The organism is Mesorhizobium sp. M7A.F.Ca.CA.004.04.2.1 (genome assembly GCF_004022825.1).
Lineage (GTDB): Bacteria > Pseudomonadota > Alphaproteobacteria > Rhizobiales > Rhizobiaceae > Mesorhizobium.
This window is the reverse complement of sequence record NZ_RZPH01001469.1, coordinates 1-1,023: the sequence shown is the minus strand read 5'-3', so window position 1 is coordinate 1,023 and position 1,023 is coordinate 1. Positions and strand designations below refer to the sequence as shown.

General features: G+C 65.7%; 1 protein-coding gene. It reads left to right on the top strand.

Annotated features, from left to right (window positions below):
- Positions 1–929: NAD(P)H-hydrate dehydratase (locus tag EN893_RS35455; protein WP_128362237.1), on the top strand; the 929-nt coding region annotated here is incomplete at its 5' end.
- Positions 930–1,023 lie beyond the last annotated feature (94 nt).

The following is a 1,023-nucleotide window of genomic DNA, read 5'->3' as shown; positions in this document are numbered from 1 at the left end:
GCATCATCGCCCAGCTCGCCGTCTCGACCTTCGAAAATGTGCCGGATCTGTGGTTGCGGGAATTTCCGGTGCCGGCGGTGGACGCGCATAAATACAAGCGCGGCCATGTCGGCGTCTTTTCCGGCGGTCCCAGTGCTACCGGCGCGGCGCGGCTGTCGGCGATGGCCGCCGCCAGAAGCGGGGCAGGGGCGGTCACCGTGCTGTCGCCTGGCAATGCCATGCAGGTGAACGCGACACACCTCACCTCGATCATGCTGCGAGAGGCGGGGTCATTCGAGGAGGTGCAGGAATTTCTGACGGCGCGCCATCCCGAGGCGCTGGTGTTTGGGCCGGGGCTCGGGCCAAAGCCCAAGGTCGGCGATTTCGCCCTGCAACTGATCAAGACCTTGGCGGAGGGGGCACGCGCATCGCAAACTGCAAACCATGGAGGAGCGATCGTGCTTGATGCCGATGCCATTACCTCTCTGGCCCATCAGCCGCAGGCGCTGTTCGAAGCCGCTCGTCAGCCAAACGCTCCAGTGTTGGTGATCACGCCGCATGAGGGTGAATTCGGCCGCTTGTTCCCAGATATCGCCGGGGACAAAACCATGTCGAAATTGGACAAGGCGCGAGCGGCTGCCGCGCGGGCCAACGCAACGATCGTCTACAAGGGCGCCGACACGGTGATAGCCGCGCCTGTTGGCAAGGCAGCCATCAACTCCAACGGCGCTCCGTGGCTGGCCACGGCCGGGTCAGGCGACGTGCTGTCGGGCATCATCGCCGGTCTGCTCGCACAAGGCATGCCGCCCTTCGAGGGCACCTGCGCGGCGGTGTGGCTACACGCCGAAACCGGCAGCCGGTTCGGACCCGGCCTGATCGCCGAGGATCTGCCGCTGGCGCTGCTGCCGGTGTTGCGTGAACTCTTCGACGCGCGCACGGCTGTTCTATGAACCGCGCCCTGGCTCCGCTGCTTGCCACCCTCATCGCTGTCTTCATGGCGTCGACGGCGCGCGCCGTCGACGCCATGAAGACAGCGATGAGGGT